Here is a 15,487-nt window from a genome sequence, read left to right as displayed (position 1 = left end):
CCGTTTCTCCTTTCATCCTGAAAACTGTATTTTACAAATCAAGAACAAGGCGTTCCGGATCTTCTAAGCTTTCCTTAACACGCACAAGGAAAGTTACAGCCTCTTGCCCATCCACAATACGGTGATCATAAGAAAGCGCTAAATACATCATGGGGCGGATCACAACTTGACCCTCAACAACCATTGCTCGCTCTTTAATCGCATGCATTCCCAAAATACCAGATTGTGGTGCATTCAAAATCGGTGTTGACATCAACGATCCATACACACCACCATTGGTAATGGTAAAAGTTCCGCCCTGCATATCAGAAACGGCTAATTTTCCATCACGCGCAAGACGCCCCAAACGACCAATCTCTTTTTCAATCTCTGCCAATGACATTTGATCTGCATCTCGCACCACTGGAACAACAAGCCCTTTATCCGTTCCAACAGCAATTCCAACATTGACATAGTTTTTATAAACAATATCTGTCCCATCAATCTCTGCATTAACAGCAGGAAGTTCTTTTAATGCATGACAAACAGCCTTGGTAAAAAAACCCATAAAACCAAGCTTAACGCCATGTTTCTTTTCAAAAAGATCCTTATAACGCTTGCGCAAATCCATCACCGCTGACATATCAACCTCATTAAATGTGGTTAACATTGCTGCTACATTTTGTGCATCTTTAAGACGGCGAGCAATTGTTTGACGCAATTTCGTCATACGAACCCGCTCTTCACGTGTTTCTTGGACAGGATGTGCCGAAGAACTCGCCGCAGAGGAAGAGGGTGTAGGGGCATTTGTACTTTGTTTTAATCCACCAAGAACATCTTCTTTAAGAATTTGTCCACGTTTTCCAGAACCTGAAATATCGCTTTTTGCAACATTATTTTCAGCCATCAATTTTGCTGCTGAAGGAGAAGGAGGCATTGCACTACTCAAAGCAGGCTTCTCCGATTCAGATGAAGCCGCTGGAACAAGTGTAGCAGAAGGTGAAAGTGATTGGGAGATACCAGCTTCTCCAGCTTTCACCACTCCTAAAAGAGCATTTACTTCAACCGTATCGCCTTCTTTTGCAATGATTTCAGATAATTTCCCAGCAACAGGAGAAGGAACTTCAACAGTTACCTTATCAGTTTCTAATTCAACCAAAGGCTCATCCATAGCGACAGCTTCGCCAAGTTTTTTAAACCATTTGCCAACCGTTGCTTCGGTAACCGATTCGCCCAAAGTAGGAACACGAATTTCAGTAGTCATAATATTTTTCCATACATCAGAGTAGTAATAAATTAAGAACCTAACGCGTCTTTAAGAAACGCAGCCAGTTGTTCAAGGTGTTTCACCATCAACCCAGAGGCCGGTGACGCACTCGCAGGACGTCCTGCATAACGAGCACGTGAATATTGCGCATTAATATGCGTCAAAACCCATTCCAAATAAGGCTCAATAAATGACCAAGCCCCCATGTTTTTTGGTTCCTCTTGGCACCAAAAAACTTCCGCCTGCAAAAAGCGCGATAACACATTCACCAAAACTTTTGCAGGGAAAGGATAAAGCTGTTCAATACGAAGGAGGTAAACATCATCAATACCCTTTTTTTCACGTTCTTCATAAAGATCGTAATAAACCTTACCAGTACAAAGAACGACACGGCGAATCTTATTATCTTTTTGCAACTTAATGACAGAATCTTTGAGACATTCTGCATCATCAAGCAACACACGACAGAAACTTGTTTCTGGCCCCATTTCATTGAGAAGAGAAACAGCTCGCTTATGACGTAAAAGTGATTTCGGTGTCATCAAAATCAATGGCTTACGGAAATCACGCTTAATTTGTCGACGCAAAATATGAAAATAATTTGCAGGGGTTGTACAATTAGCAACCTGCATATTATCTTCCGCACAAAGTTGAAGAAACCGTTCTAAACGTGCAGAAGAATGCTCCGGCCCTTGCCCTTCAAAACCATGAGGCAATAAACACACAAGACCAGACATACGAAGCCACTTACGCTCTGCAGATGAAATAAATTGATCAAAAATGACCTGTGCACCATTAGAGAAATCACCAAATTGTGCTTCCCAAAGTGTTAATCCTCGTGGTTCAGCAAGAGAATATCCATATTCAAAACCAAGAACAGCTTCTTCAGAAAGCATAGAATTAACAACGTCATAAAGCGCTTGCCCCTTTTGTAAATGATTCAAAGGAATATAACGCGCCTCATTTTCTTGGTCATAAAGAACTGAATGACGTTGTGAAAAAGTTCCCCGTTCAACATCTTCACCGGAAAGACGAACCGGTGCTCCTTCCAAACAAAGTGAACCAAAAGCTAAAGCTTCAGCAGTTGCCCAGTCAACACCCTCACCGGTTTCAAAAATTTTAGCACGATTATTTAAAAAACGTTGAATGGTTTTGTGAACGTGAAAATCTGCCGGAATTTCAACAATTTTCTGACCAATTTCCTTTAAAGTTTTTAATTCAACACCAGTTGTTCTAGAATGCTGCTCATCAGAACTACTAAAAGCTTTGAGTCCCGTCCAGCTTCCATCAAGCCAATCAGCCTTATTAGGTTTATAAGAAGCACTTGCTTCAAGTTCACCTTCAAGCTTATCGCGCCATAATTTTTTTTGTTGCTCAATTTCTTCTGAAGTAACCATTCCTTCTGCTACTAATTGGTCACTATAAAGTTGAAGTGTTGTTTTATGATTACGTATTGCTTTATACATAAGCGGCTGCGTAAAGGAAGGTTCATCACCTTCATTATGCCCATAACGGCGATAACAAAACATATCAATAACCACTGGTTTATGGAAAATTTGGCGAAACTCTGTTGCTATTTTGGCAACAAAAACAACTGCCTCAGGATCATCACCATTCACATGGAAAATTGGTGCGTCAATCATTTTTGCGACATCTGATGGATAAGGCGAAGAACGTGAAAAACGTGGAGATGTTGTAAAACCAATCTGGTTATTGATAATAACATGAAGTGAGCCTGCAACACGATAACCTTTAAGACCTGAAAGACCAAAAGTTTCTTGGATAACGCCTTGTCCTGCAAAAGCGGCATCACCATGAATAAGCAATGGCATCACTTTTGAACGCTCACTTAATGGGAGTAAATCAGTATGCGCAGGTCCCATAAGTTGATCTTGTTTAGCACGTGCTTTTCCCATAACAACCGGATCAACAATCTCAAGATGAGATGGATTGGCCAACAGTGATAAATGAACTTTTTTACCATCAAAGTCCAGATCAGCGGTAGTTCCCAAATGATATTTAACATCACCGGATCCCTCCACATCATCAGGCTTGTAAGATCCCCCTTTGAATTCATGAAAAATAGCCCTATGCGGTTTGGCAAGAACTTGTGAAAGAACATTTAAACGACCACGATGCGCCATTCCTAAAATAACTTCCTGCACCCCCAAAGCACTACCACATTTGATAATCTGTTCAAGAGCGGGAATCAGCGCCTCACCACCATCGAGTCCAAAACGCTTTGTACCTTTATATTTAGTGTCTAAAAACTGTTCGAATCCCTCCGCCTGAATAAGCTTATTCAGAATAGCTTTCTTGTCTTGTTGTGTGAAAGAATTTTTTTTATCTCGCCCTTCAATACGTTCTTGAAGCCATACTTTCTGAACCGGATCAGAAACATGCATATATTCCACACCGATTGTTGAACAATAGGTACGATTGAGAATCTCAAGCATTTGCGGAATAGTTGCATATTCCAACCCTAAAACATTATCAATAAAAATGGGACGCTCGTAATCAGCTGGAGTAAAACCATAAGCTTCTGGAGAAAGTTCCTTATAATCTTCTTGTTTTTCGGCCAATTGAAGAGGGTCAAGCTGCGCATGAAGATGTCCCCGTTCTCGAAACGCACGAATCATCATAATTGCATGAACGGAATCACGTGTTGCACGAATAATATCTTGTTTACTGGAAGTTTTTCCCTTTTGTGCAGCACCTGTTATTGCTTTTTCCTTTAATTTATCGCCAAGATATTTTTCAAGAGAAGACCAATCACCATCAAGAGCAGAAACCAATTCACCCTCTGCTTTTAATGGCCAATGATCACGCTGCCATGTTGCTCCTTCAGCATTTTTAAGAACATCTTCTTTATTATCATGAAGTCCTTCAAAAAAAGCACGCCACTGTGAATCAACACTGGTAGGATCTTTTTCATATTGAGCATAAAGTTGATCTATATAATCCGCATTCCCACCATAAAGAAATGATGTCTGTGCAAAAAGGCTATTTATTTCGTCCTGCCTTGCCATATACCTCTCCGGAACATCTATTCCGTCTCCTTATATCTCTTTTGACCTTTAAATGCTTACAAACAAGCAGTAATTTGAACATTCAAAAAAGTTTTACCTTTTTATACTCAAGTTTTTTCACCTGAATCTAAGAACCTTTTCTTATTCAGGTGAAACTTTCTTTTAGCCTTTCAAAACTGACATCAAAGTCTTACCTATCTGTGATGGCGAAGAAGACACACGAATCCCAGCTGATTCCATTGCCGCAATTTTATCTTCTGCTCCACCTTTACCACCAGAAATAACAGCACCAGCATGTCCCATTGTACGTCCTGGAGGAGCCGTACGGCCAGCAATAAAGCCAACAACTGGCTTTTTACGACCTTTTCTTGCTTCATCTTGCAAAAACTGTGCTGCTTCTTCTTCAGCAGAACCACCAATCTCACCAATCATAACAATAGACTCGGTTTCATCATCCGCTAAAAACATTTCCAACACATCAATAAATTCAGTGCCCTTAACAGGATCGCCACCAATCCCTATAGCAGTCGTTTGTCCGAGACCTTCCTGACTCGTTTGAAAAACGGCTTCATAAGTTAAAGTTCCCGACCTCGAGACAACCCCAACAGAACCTTTTCTAAAAATAGAACCAGGCATAATACCAATTTTACATTCATTTGGTGTAAGAATACCGGGACAATTAGGACCAATAAGACGAGACTTTGAGTTTTCTAATCGCGCCTTCACTTTAACCATATCCATAACGGGAATACCTTCCGTAATACAGATAATTAAACAAATTTCAGCTTCAATAGCCTCTATAATAGCTGCCGCAGCCCCTGCAGGAGGAACATAAATAACGGAAGCATCCGCGCCTGTTTTTTCTTTTGCTTCTGCAACATTAGCGAAAATAGGAAGAGTTTCGCCTTTTGAACCTTCCCATGTTTCTCCACCCTTTTTAGGATTAACGCCACCAACCATTTGCGTACCATGATAAGCAAGCGCCTGTTCTGTATGAAATGTTCCTGTTTTTCCTGTAAGCCCTTGAACTAGAACTTTTGTCTCTTTATTCACAAGAATTGACATAGCTTAAGCTCCCTTCACGGCTGCAACAATTTTTTGGGCAGCATCATCTAAATCATCAGCAGGAATAACATTCAAACCACTCTCATTGATAATTGCTTTACCTTGCTCAACATTAGTACCTTCAAGACGAACAACCAAGGGAACCTTTAAACCAACCTCACGAACAGCAGCAACCACACCTTCAGCAATGACATCACAACGCATAATACCACCAAAAATGTTAACCAAAATGCCCTTAACATTTGGATCGGCCGTAATAATCTTAAAAGCAGCTGTCACCTTTTCTTTTGATGCTCCACCACCAACATCCAAAAAATTCGCTGGCTCTGCTCCATAAAGCTTAATGATATCCATTGTTGCCATAGCAAGCCCAGCACCATTAACCATGCAACCAATCGTACCCTCAAGAGCAACATAAGCAAGATCATGCTTTGATGCTTCTATTTCCTTTGGATCTTCCTCTGAAAGATCGCGCAATTCTAAAATATCTGGATGACGAAACAGAGCATTATTATCAAAAGAAACTTTCGCATCAAGAACACGCAAGTGACCATCTTTCATCACAATAAGCGGATTGATTTCTAAAAGGCTCATATCTTTTTCACAAAATGCCTTATAGAAAATCGGAAAAAGCTTTTCACCATCTTCTCGCGCACTACTTTGTAGTTTCAACGCATCACAAAGTCTTGCACAATCAGCAGAAGTAACACCCTCTACAGCATCAATGGGAAGCGTGAATATTTTTTCTGGTGTCTCTTCAGCAACCGTTTCAATATCCATTCCACCTTCTGTTGAAACAACAAAAGCAATTCGACCAACGCTACGATCAACCAAAAGTGAAAGATAAAGCTCCCGTTCAATATCGGCACCATCTTCAATATAAAGGCGGTTGACCTGCTTACCCTCTGGACCAGTTTGTTTGGTTACCAAAGTTTTTCCAAGCATTTCTTGAACATTTGCAACAACTTCTTCAACAGATTGTACAAGCCGAACACCACCCTTTGCATCAGGACCAAGTTCTTTAAACTTACCCTTACCACGACCACCAGCGTGTATCTGACTTTTAACCACATAGAGAGGTCCGGGCAATTTTTCCGCCCATTTTTCAGCTTGCTCTACAGAATAAACAGCAACACCATTTGCAATTGGTGCTCCATATTCATGAAGCAGACGTTTGGCCTGATACTCATGGATATTCATGCATTTGTCCTTTTCTTTTATGGATCTTATTAATCCTAAAGTTTTAATATTCTATACTTATTTTAATGAATTAAACCTTGTTCAATTTACTTGAGACTAGGTACAAGAGCAATACAAGCTTCACAAAGCTTTTTAACCGCATTTACTGAATGATCAAAAGCACCTCTTTCTTCCTTATCAAGATCAATTTCAATGACTCGTTCAACACCACCTGCACCAAGTACAACAGGAACACCAACGTAGGTATCATTAACCCCATATTCTCCTGAAAGATAAGCTGCAACAGGCACAACACGCTTAGTGTCCTTTAGATAAGCCTCAGCCATAGAAACAGCAGAAGCTGCTGGTGCATAATAAGCAGAACCTGTTTTTAACAAACCAACAATTTCTGCACCGCCATCACGGGTACGCTGGATAATTTGATCAATTCTTTCCTGTGTTGTCCAGCCCATCTTTACAAGATCAGGCAAAGAAATACCACCAACCGTTGAATAACGCACGAGAGGAACCATTGTATCACCGTGGCCCCCTAAAACAAACGCTGTCACATCTTTAATAGAGACCTTAAATTCCTCAGATAAGAAATGACGAAAACGCGCTGAATCAAGAACACCAGCCATCCCAACCACTTTATGTGTAGGGAGACCTGAAAATTTCTGCAATGCCCACACCATCGCATCAAGGGGATTGGTAATACAAATAACAAACGCTGAAGAAGCGTATTTTTTAATTCCAGCTCCAACTTGTTCCATAACCTTTAAATTAATGCCCAAAAGTTCATCACGGCTCATACCAGGTTTTCGCGCAACGCCTGCTGTTACAATAACAACATCAGCACCTTCAATTGCTTCATAAGCATTAGCACCTTTTAGACTGATATCAAAACCATCAACGGGAGAAGATTCGGCTATATCTAGAGCCTTACCTTGTGGCACACCTTCTGTAATATCAAATAAGACCACATCAGCAAGCTCTTTAAGCCCAATAATATGTGCTAAAGTACCACCAATCATACCTGAACCAATGAGAGCTATTTTTTTCCGTGCCATTTTATTTTTTCCTAACTTTTAGATAATTCAGCGCACACCCAATCAACGTCCGTATACTGAATATTTTGACTTCAACCATATTCAAACAATATCATAAAAAGGAGTAAAGAAATGAAATTTACAAATTTATCTCCTTACAGAAACAACAACCCTCCGCTGAAACAACTATTAGAAAATTATCACGATGTATCGATAAAGTGAATTTAAAAAAAATACAACAGAATTATTATATTTCTTTAATTTCAAAAAGTTATTGTTTTGACAGTTTACGTAAAGGTAAAAGTATAATCAATGCTTCTTCTTCAAAAGAAAATGTTCTTCCCAAAGTTTTAAATAATCGTAGCTTTGCATTTCGAAAAGACGTGATTGTGTTCTTTGAAATTCAAATGTTTCCGTAATCTGCGCATGCCCTTTATACAAATCCCCTATCCCTGCGGCTGCCGACATAAACAACCGTATATGCCGCTCATAAAGAATATCAATAAGCAAAATAAACCGTTTTGTTTCATTGCGACATGTATCATCCATGACCGGTACATTATCAATAAAAATCGTATGATAATGCTCTCCTAATAACAAATATTCAGCCGCGGCCAAAGGCTTTGCACATAAATCCCCATAATCAAAACGAGCACATCCTGCACCAAAGCGCGGAATAGGAATAAAGCGCCCTTTTATAGAAAGCTCATCAGACATCTCCTTATGTCCTTGCAATACAAGTGCCCATGCTTGATCCATATATTCATTTGCTTGGACCCCCAACGGCGATACATACATCTGTTGTAGATTTGATTTTTCAAGGCGATAATCTGTTTTTGCATCAAGATTAACAACACGAACATATGCTTTCAAAACTTGAATAAAAGGCAAAAAGAGCTCACGATTCAAACCGTTACAATAAAGGTTATCCGGCGCCACATTTGAAGTCGCAATAAAGAAAATTCCTTTATCAAACAGAGCAGAAATAAGCCGCCCCAATACCATAGCATCAGCAATATCCGTTACACTAAACTCATCAAAACAAAGTACTTTTGCTTCTCGTACAAGATCTTCAGCAACAGCTAAAATAGGATTATCTTGTTTAAATTTTGTACACCCAGATGCTTGACGATAAGAATTAATACGCTCATGCACATCAGCCATAAAATCATTAAAATGGGCACGCTTTTTATGACCTTTAGGCAAACAAGAAAAGAACAAATCCATCAGCATGGTTTTGCCCCGTCCTACTTCACCATAAATATACAGTCCCTGAAAAAAACCTGTTTCATCTCCTTGTTTTACAACGCAAGAAATATTTTGTTTTTTCCTTTTAAATATTCTGTTAAAGAAAGAGCAAAATATCCAAGGCAAAGGATGAGAGATATTTTGTTCCGCAATTTTTTTTAATAAATGATCAAAATATTCTGTTATAGCTAATTGAGCGGGATCAAAACAAACCTCTCCTTTAGCGACAAGCTCCTTATAACGTGTTGAAACGAGAATCATCCAAAAAACCTTTTTCAAACTGATCTCAATGAAAAATACAAATACTTTTCAAGAATCTGTCCGTCTAGTTTAGTTTATCATAAACGATCAAAAATGATTTAACGACTTAAAATAACGGGATGATCATCAAGTGTACGTCCCTCAAAACGATCAACATTTGAAGAATAAAGAACGAGGATAACACGTCCAGAGTTATTATAAAAATATAATCTTTTTCCTTTAACAGCCCACGATCTCACTTGGGAAGCAATTCCTGGACAGTGTAAAGGACCAGCACGGTACCCTTGTCCAAACTTTGTTTGTGGAGTTGCAATCCGGCAAACTTTTCCTCCCATAGAAAGATTCCATACCCCAGCAACACTTGCAGGAAATAAATCAGTGGCATTACTTGGCAATTCGAGACTAGCCATTCGTCCATCGCTCTGAGAATCTCCTTTTTCATACATCGGAGCGTTTGCATCTTCAGATATCGACGAAGAAGTAGACGACAGATCAGACGCTTCTAATATTGTCATTTGTTGAGATGGATAAAAAACTTCTAATGCGTTACCATCGTCATTACCATCAAACCGTGTTGTTGAACATCCCCCTAAAAACATTACAGTTGATAGTGCAACGAAAAACGAAACTTTTGAAAACGCCATGTCTGTACTCTCTCCCACGACAATAAATAAGTTCACAAAAAAATTAAGCGAATATTTGTTATAGTTACAAAGATAAATTAACAAATTAAAAAAAACAGGTTAAAATCACTTATTTTAAAAGAAATAATTTATGTACCCAATTTTATATTTATTAAACACTAGAAATTTATAATATTTTCAGCCATATATCTTTTTACAAGTAACATTAGAAATAGAGAAGTTTCATGAAAACGCCATTTAGCAAAATGGACGGTCTTGGAAATCAAATTATTGTTGTTGATATGCGTGAAAGCACATACGCTCTTACACCACAAGCAATCCTTGCTTTGTCGGCAGATCCTGAAATGCATTTTGATCAAATCATGGCTATCCACACACCAACTCAGAAAAAAACCGACTTCCGCATAGAAATATGGAATGCCGACGGATCAATAGCTAAAGCTTGTGGCAATGGTACCCGCTGTGTCATCGCATGGCTTAAAGATCACAATTTTGGTGAAAAATTTCATTTAGAAACTCCCGCTGGAATTATTGAAGGAAAATACCAAACCGATAATCTCATTTCTGTTGATATGGGATGCCCAAATTTCAATGCAAAAGAGATGCCTGTTTCACGTGAAATAGTTGATACCAATCACGTAGAAATTATGGCTGGTCCCCTAAAAGACGCTTGTCTCATATCCATTGGCAATCTCCATGCTATCTTTTTTGTTGAAAATGATATTCAACATATTCCATTAGAAAAATATGGGCCAAAACTTGAACATGATCCCCTGTTTCCCGAACGGTGCAATATTTCCATTGCTTGCATAACGTCAAAGAAAAGTCTAAATTTACGTACATGGGAGCGAGGGGCAGGATTAACACAAGCATGTGGGAGTGCTGCTTGTGCAAGTGCAGTGGCTGCTTATCGTCGTGGACTTACAGAGCGCCATGTTGATGTAAATTTACCAAAGGGAACACTTAATATTTTTTACCGAGAAGACGATCATATTATCATGACAGGACCAATTAAATATCACTTTAGTGGTTTTTTAAGCCCTTTAACAGGGTGCTACAAAAAGGATCACTCCTGATGGCAATAGAAATTGTAACTTTTGGTTGTCGACTTAATAGCTACGAATCGGAAATCATTCGCAAAGAAAGTACTTCTTCAGGGCTAGATCAACTTAAAGATGGTGCTATTATCTTTAATACCTGTGCTGTCACTGCCGAAGCCGTACGACAAGCAAAACAAGCTATCCGCAAAGCAAGGCGTGAAAATCCTCATGCGCATATCATTGTAACAGGGTGTGCAGCCCAAACAGAAGCACAAAATTTTGCCTCAATGACAGAAGTAGATCTTGTTTTAGGAAACGAAGATAAACTTCACGCTCATTCTTATCGTCAACTTCCTGATTTTGGTATTAATCATTCTGAAAAGGTGCATATCAATGACATTATGGAAGTACAAAAAATTGCTCCACATATGGTCAGTGCAATGCAAGAGCGCACCCGCGCTTTTGTACAGGTACAAAACGGATGCGATCACCGCTGTACATTTTGCATTATTCCTTATGGACGAGGACCATCTCGTTCAGTTCCCATGGGTGCTGTCATAGAACAAATTAAAAAGCTGATAGGTGGGGGTATCCAAGAAGTGGTCCTTACAGGTGTTGACCTTACAAGTTATGGCCACGATCTTCCTGGAAAAGCTACTCTAGGAAAATTAACTTCAGCTATTTTGCATCATGTCCCTGACTTAGCCCGATTACGCCTCTCATCTATTGACTCTATTGAAGCAGACGAAGAACTCATAAATCTTTTAGCTTATGAAACAAGAATCATGCCCCATTTGCATTTATCTTTGCAAGCAGGTGATAATATGATTTTAAAACGGATGAAACGGCGTCATCTGCGCGAACATGCCATTCAATTTTGCCAAGAATTGCGTGCCAAACGTTCTACAATGGTTTATGGTGCCGACTTAATTGCTGGTTTTCCTACAGAAACAGAAGAGATGTTTCAAAATAGTCTTGCCTTAATCAAAGATTGTAATTTAACCCATCTCCATGTCTTCCCCTTTAGTCCAAGAGAAGGAACACCTGCCGCACGTATGCCACAAATCAACCGTAAAATAATTAAGCTGCGTGCTGAAAAATTGCGTAAAGCAGGTGATATGGCTTACAAAAAGCATCTTGCTCATTTACAAAACAGTCTACAAACAATTCTCGTTGAAAAAGATGAAATCGGACGAACAGAAGATTATACTCTTGTACAAGTTAAAGGTGCAAAAGCAGGAACAATTGTTCAAGCCCTTATCGTTGATCATGATGGCGATAAATTGATTGCTGTCCCTCCAAAATTAAACGCTGCTTGAGCAGGAGAATTCTTATGACTAAATCTTTTATAAAAAAAATATTCTCTTTTAACAAATCTCAAGAGCAAGAAATTGAACAACAGATTTCTATTCCTGATAAAAGCGATATAATAGAAGAAAATAAAGACAAAAATGAAAAGACAAAAAATAATCAAATCTCTATAAACACAGAAAAAGAAGAACAAACAAAAAATCCAGAGTCAATACTTACAAAATATGATGAAAAATCTCCATTTCTAGAATCCCATTCTGATAAAATTCCCTTTTCTGGTAAAATTATTGTCACAGACAACATCCGTGAAAAAAAGAATGAAGAAATTTTATCTGAACCTTCTGTTGAACAAAAAAAAACAGCGTGGTTTGGGCGCCTTAAAAAAGGCCTATCCCTTTCTTCACAACGCCTAAGCGGATCAATTGCCGATCTCTTTGTTAAAAGAAAACTTGATGAAGATACATTGCAAGAGCTCGAAGATATTCTTATCCAAGCTGACATAGGTGTAGAGACGGCAACACGCATCACAAATACTTTAGCTTCCAGTCGTTACGGAAAAAACCTCTCCCCAGATGATATTCATACTATTGTAGCTGATGAGGTCAAAAAAGTTCTGGAACCTGTTGCAATACCATTAGAACTTGATCTCAGCCATAAACCTCATGTTATTTTGCTGGTAGGTGTAAATGGCACTGGAAAAACGACAACTATTGGAAAACTTTCAGCCAAATTAACAGAAGGGGGATTAAAAGTTATGCTGGCAGCAGGTGATACTTTCCGAGCCGCTGCTATTGAGCAACTACACATTTGGGGTGAACGTACCAATTCTCCTGTTATTTCGACAAAATTGGGTGCAGATGCCGCCAGCTTAGCATTTGATGCTTATGAAAAAGCAAAAAAAACAAACAGTGATGTATTAATTATTGATACAGCAGGGCGTTTACAAAATAAATCTGAATTAATGGATGAGTTGGCAAAAATTATTCGTGTTTTAAAAAAACACACCCCCCAAGCACCCCACACAATCCTTCAAACTCTTGATGCAACAACCGGACAAAATGCACTCAACCAAGTGGACATTTTCCGTGATATTGCTGGTGTTAATGGTTTAGTTATGACAAAGCTAGATGGGACTGCACGAGGAGGAATTCTTGTCGCTATCGCAGCAAAATATAAATTACCCGTTTATTTTATCGGTATAGGAGAAGATATTGAAGACCTTCAACCCTTTTCTGCTTCTGACTTTGCCGAAACTATTGCAGGAAAACACGCATGAAACAGCCTTTATCTAATCTTAATTTACACAATAATTCTGAAAAAAAGATGAATAACAATAAAAAAATTTCTCTCTCACCAACACTTAAGTTTCTTTTGGAAATGGGTCCATTGGTTGCCTTCTTTTTTGCCAATTATAAGGGAGAATGGCTGATAAAAAACATTGGATTTTTTCAAAATTTTAGTAAGCCTATTTTCCCTGCAACAGCTATTTTTATGGTGGCTATTATTATTTCCCTAAGCTTATCATGGATCCTTGCAAGACAAATTCCTATTATGCCTCTTATTTCAGGAATATTTGTTTTAGTTTTTGGCTTTCTAACTCTCTGGCTTCATAATGAAACTTTCATAAAAATGAAACCAACAATCATTAATAGCTTATTTGCTTTTATACTTTTTGGAGGGATGTTTTTTAAAAAACCACTTTTACGTTATGCTCTTGATTCTACCTTAAAACTTGATGATTTAGGTTGGCAAAAACTTACCTATCGTTGGGCGTTTTTTTTCATTTTTCTTGCCATTTTGAATGAAATAATTTGGCGTAATTTTAGCGATAATTTCTGGACAAGTTTCAAAGTATTTGGCGTCATGCCTATAACAGTCCTTTTCATGCTTACCCAAATGCCTATAATTATAAAACATTCAAAAGGACTTTTTACAGAAGAGGACAAATCTGATTCTTAAAAAAATCATCACTACCGATTATTTTATAGATTCATCGCCAAACACTGTTCGGGAGAAAAAATATGTTGATTGAACAGTTTATTTGTCGAGAAGACAATTTCGGTGTACTCCTTCATGATGAAAAAAGTGGTATGACAGCTGCAATAGATGCTCCTGAAGGCAAAGCGATTCACAACGCCTTAAAGCGCCACAATTGGACACTTAACACTATTTTTGTAACTCATCATCATCACGACCATGTAGAAGCCCTATCAGAATTAAAACAAGTTTACAACACTACGGTTATCGGACCAGAAGCAGAAAAAGAAAAGATTGATCATCTTGATAAAACACTTCAACCTGATGAAAGTTTTTCTTTTGGCTCACACCTTCTTTTAGCTCTTTCAACACCTGGTCATACTCTAGGCGCATTATCTTACTATTTTCCTGAAAAGAATTTACTCTTTGCTGGAGATACACTTTTTTCATTGGGCTGTGGACGTCTTTTTGAAGGAACACCAGCACAAATGCTGAATTCTTTAAAAAAACTTCGTAAACTTCCTGATGAAACACTTCTCTATTGTGGACACGAATATACAAAAAATAACGCTCTTTTCGCACTAACAATTGACCCACATAATAAAAAACTCCACCAAAGAATAGAGGAAGTTTTTTTGCTACGTGCAAAAAACGCTATGACTTTACCAGTAACCTTAGGGCAAGAAAAAGCCACCAATCCCTTTCTCCGCTGGGATGATAGTGTATTGCGAAGAAACCTTGTAATGGAAGAAGAAACAGATGAAGAAGTCTTTGCTGAAATTCGAAGAAGAAAGGATAATTTTTAACCATGCTTAAGTTCGTATTACGTTTGTTCCTCCTTTTTCTTTTCGTGATACATATTCAACTAACAAGGGCAGAGGAAAAGGAAACAGATAATTCTTCTCTTATATCATCTCTCATTGCAAATTATCCCTTAACAGAAGATTTTCTTTTAAAGCTGGAAAAAATTGAAAAAGAATGTAAAAACTTACTTCCAGAAACAAAAAATAATCTTATAACTTATGATTCTAGTATCCACTCTAGTATTGAAAATTACACTACCTATATTTCTAGTAAACCAAAACTTGTAAATATTTTAAAAGAAAATAATATAACACCGAAAGATTTTGCTTCAGGAACCTTAGCTCTTAAAGAAATATCAACGCTTCTCATATTTGTACCTGAAAAGGAATATTCTACTGAGAAAAATACTATATTTCTAAACAATCTTGAATTTGTTAAAAAACATTTTTTTAAAGCGACAATTCTTTTAGATAGCTGTGAAAAACTCATTTTGAGCAACTAATCAGCTATGACACATTAAAAATATCATCCCATTAATCTAATAAAAAAGTACGTGCATTAAAAAATCACCGTGTTTTTATCATTCCTAATAATTGTGTTTATTTCGACTATATTTAACAAATGTTTTTATAAA

Annotated in this window: 13 protein-coding genes; 6 read left to right on the top strand and 7 right to left on the bottom strand. The window is 38.0% G+C overall.

Features of this window, described 5'->3' with window-relative positions; all coding sequences use genetic code 11:
* Positions 1–31: 31 nt before the first annotated feature.
* From odhB to ACFINE_RS02360, 7 genes are all read right to left on the bottom strand, one after another.
* Positions 32–1,243: a 2-oxoglutarate dehydrogenase complex dihydrolipoyllysine-residue succinyltransferase gene (gene odhB / locus ACFINE_RS02390; RefSeq protein ID WP_375620909.1), complete on the bottom strand. Its 1,212-nt coding sequence runs from the start codon at positions 1,241–1,243 to the stop codon at positions 32–34.
* 32 nt (positions 1,244–1,275) lie between these two features.
* Positions 1,276–4,275, bottom strand: a complete 3,000-nt coding sequence (locus ACFINE_RS02385; RefSeq protein ID WP_375620908.1) for a 2-oxoglutarate dehydrogenase E1 component — start codon at positions 4,273–4,275, stop codon at positions 1,276–1,278.
* 162 nt (positions 4,276–4,437) lie between these two features.
* A complete protein-coding gene (sucD, locus tag ACFINE_RS02380; protein ID WP_375620907.1) occupies positions 4,438–5,340 on the bottom strand; it encodes a succinate--CoA ligase subunit alpha in 903 nt (300 codons plus the stop codon).
* 3 nt (positions 5,341–5,343) lie between these two features.
* Positions 5,344–6,540, bottom strand: coding sequence for an ADP-forming succinate--CoA ligase subunit beta (gene sucC / locus ACFINE_RS02375; protein WP_375620906.1), 1,197 nt, complete (start codon positions 6,538–6,540; stop codon positions 5,344–5,346).
* A gap of 86 nt (positions 6,541–6,626) precedes the next feature.
* A complete protein-coding gene (gene mdh, locus ACFINE_RS02370) occupies positions 6,627–7,589 on the bottom strand; it encodes a malate dehydrogenase (protein ID WP_375611328.1) in 963 nt (320 codons plus the stop codon).
* A 288-nt stretch (positions 7,590–7,877) separates the two neighbouring features.
* Positions 7,878–9,077: a cell division protein ZapE gene (gene zapE, locus ACFINE_RS02365; protein ID WP_375620905.1), complete on the bottom strand. Its 1,200-nt coding sequence runs from the start codon at positions 9,075–9,077 to the stop codon at positions 7,878–7,880.
* A 98-nt stretch (positions 9,078–9,175) separates the two neighbouring features.
* Positions 9,176–9,721, bottom strand: a complete 546-nt coding sequence (locus tag ACFINE_RS02360; protein ID WP_375620904.1) for an AprI/Inh family metalloprotease inhibitor — start codon at positions 9,719–9,721, stop codon at positions 9,176–9,178.
* A gap of 224 nt (positions 9,722–9,945) precedes the next feature.
* Here ACFINE_RS02360 and dapF point away from each other — a divergent pair, with 224 nt between their 5' ends.
* The 6 genes from dapF to ACFINE_RS02330 all read left to right on the top strand — a co-directional run bounded on the left by dapF (position 9,946) and on the right by ACFINE_RS02330 (position 15,355).
* The gene (gene dapF, locus ACFINE_RS02355; RefSeq protein ID WP_375620903.1) at positions 9,946–10,797 is read left to right on the top strand and encodes a diaminopimelate epimerase; all 852 of its coding nucleotides are present in this window, start codon (positions 9,946–9,948) and stop codon (positions 10,795–10,797) included.
* Positions 10,797–12,080: a tRNA (N(6)-L-threonylcarbamoyladenosine(37)-C(2))-methylthiotransferase MtaB gene (gene mtaB / locus ACFINE_RS02350; protein WP_375620902.1), complete on the top strand. Its 1,284-nt coding sequence runs from the start codon at positions 10,797–10,799 to the stop codon at positions 12,078–12,080. Before dapF ends, mtaB begins: the two co-directional genes overlap by 1 nt.
* Positions 12,081–12,094: 14 nt before the next feature.
* Positions 12,095–13,348: a signal recognition particle-docking protein FtsY gene (gene ftsY, locus ACFINE_RS02345; protein WP_375620901.1), complete on the top strand. Its 1,254-nt coding sequence runs from the start codon at positions 12,095–12,097 to the stop codon at positions 13,346–13,348.
* Positions 13,345–14,031, top strand: a complete 687-nt coding sequence (locus ACFINE_RS02340; protein WP_375620900.1) for a septation protein A — start codon at positions 13,345–13,347, stop codon at positions 14,029–14,031. Before ftsY ends, ACFINE_RS02340 begins: the two co-directional genes overlap by 4 nt.
* A 62-nt stretch (positions 14,032–14,093) precedes the next feature.
* The gene (gene gloB / locus ACFINE_RS02335) at positions 14,094–14,855 is read left to right on the top strand and encodes a hydroxyacylglutathione hydrolase (RefSeq protein WP_375620899.1); all 762 of its coding nucleotides are present in this window, start codon (positions 14,094–14,096) and stop codon (positions 14,853–14,855) included.
* 2 nt (positions 14,856–14,857) lie between these two features.
* Complete coding sequence (locus ACFINE_RS02330; protein WP_375620898.1) at positions 14,858–15,355, top strand: hypothetical protein; 498 nt, start codon at positions 14,858–14,860, stop codon at positions 15,353–15,355.
* The last annotated feature ends 132 nt before the right edge of the window (positions 15,356–15,487 follow it).

The sequence above is a fragment of the Bartonella sp. AA97HXZ genome (assembly GCF_042196985.1).
In the GTDB taxonomy this organism is placed as follows: Bacteria; Pseudomonadota; Alphaproteobacteria; order Rhizobiales; family Rhizobiaceae; genus Bartonella.
The sequence above is the reverse complement of the archived record's forward strand: the minus strand, read 5'-3'. Positions and strand labels throughout refer to the sequence as shown.

Coding starts and splice junctions, on each gene's coding strand:
- ACFINE_RS02360 (WP_375620904.1), bottom strand. CDS start 9,721: ATGGCGTTTTCAAAAGTTTCGTTTTTCGTTGCACTATCAACTGTAATG.
- ftsY (WP_375620901.1), top strand. CDS start 12,095: ATGACTAAATCTTTTATAAAAAAAATATTCTCTTTTAACAAATCTCAA.
- ACFINE_RS02385 (WP_375620908.1), bottom strand. CDS start 4,275: ATGGCAAGGCAGGACGAAATAAATAGCCTTTTTGCACAGACATCATTT.
- gloB (WP_375620899.1), top strand. CDS start 14,094: ATGTTGATTGAACAGTTTATTTGTCGAGAAGACAATTTCGGTGTACTC.
- odhB (WP_375620909.1), bottom strand. CDS start 1,243: ATGACTACTGAAATTCGTGTTCCTACTTTGGGCGAATCGGTTACCGAA.
- sucC (WP_375620906.1), bottom strand. CDS start 6,540: ATGAATATCCATGAGTATCAGGCCAAACGTCTGCTTCATGAATATGGA.
- ACFINE_RS02340 (WP_375620900.1), top strand. CDS start 13,345: ATGAAACAGCCTTTATCTAATCTTAATTTACACAATAATTCTGAAAAA.
- mdh (WP_375611328.1), bottom strand. CDS start 7,589: ATGGCACGGAAAAAAATAGCTCTCATTGGTTCAGGTATGATTGGTGGT.
- mtaB (WP_375620902.1), top strand. CDS start 10,797: ATGGCAATAGAAATTGTAACTTTTGGTTGTCGACTTAATAGCTACGAA.
- ACFINE_RS02330 (WP_375620898.1), top strand. CDS start 14,858: ATGCTTAAGTTCGTATTACGTTTGTTCCTCCTTTTTCTTTTCGTGATA.
- zapE (WP_375620905.1), bottom strand. CDS start 9,077: ATGATTCTCGTTTCAACACGTTATAAGGAGCTTGTCGCTAAAGGAGAG.
- sucD (WP_375620907.1), bottom strand. CDS start 5,340: ATGTCAATTCTTGTGAATAAAGAGACAAAAGTTCTAGTTCAAGGGCTT.
- dapF (WP_375620903.1), top strand. CDS start 9,946: ATGAAAACGCCATTTAGCAAAATGGACGGTCTTGGAAATCAAATTATT.